Here is a 665-nt window from a genome sequence, read left to right as displayed (position 1 = left end):
TACGGCTCCCCTATACGGTTAACCTTGCTACAGAATATAAGTCGCTGACCCATTATACAAAAGGTACGCAGTCACCCTGACGTATCAGGGCTCCCACTGCTTGTACGTACACGGTTTCAGGATCTGTTTCACTCCCCTCGCCGGGGTTCTTTTCGCCTTTCCCTCACGGTACTGGTTCACTATCGGTCAGTCAGGAGTATTTAGCCTTGGAGGATGGTCCCCCCTTCTTCAGACAGGATAACACGTGTCCCGCCCTACTCATCGAGCTCTCCGCTCGCGCTTCTTCGTGTACGGGGCTGTCACCCTCTATTGCGCGACTTTCCAGACGCTTCCACTGAAACGCAAGCCGATTACCGCTCTGGGCTGCTCCCCGTTCGCTCGCCGCTACTGGGGGAATCTCGGTTGATTTCTTTTCCTCGGGGTACTGAGATGTTTCAGTTCCCCCGGTTCGCCTCATTAACCTATGGATTCAGTTAATGATAGTGCGACGTATCGCACTGGGTTTCCCCATTCGGACATCGCCGGTTGGTCGCGCTTCATATCAGCTCGCCGGCGCTTTTCGCAGATTAGCACGTCCTTCATCGCCTCTGACTGCCTAGGCATCCACCGTGTACGCTTGTTCGCTTAACCTCACAACCCTAAGGAGTCTTCTGTCCGGGATGGCG

Annotated in this window: 1 rRNA gene; it reads right to left on the bottom strand. The window is 54.7% G+C overall.

The features are described from left to right. Positions 1-630: ribosomal RNA gene (locus FCN80_RS25895) — 23S ribosomal RNA — on the bottom strand; the annotation flags it as partial. Positions 631-665: the final 35 nt, after the last annotated feature.

It is taken from the genome of Martelella alba (assembly GCF_005217455.1).
Taxonomy (GTDB): Bacteria; Pseudomonadota; Gammaproteobacteria; order Enterobacterales; family Enterobacteriaceae; genus Acerihabitans.
The sequence above is the reverse complement of the archived record's forward strand: the minus strand, read 5'-3'. Positions and strand labels throughout refer to the sequence as shown.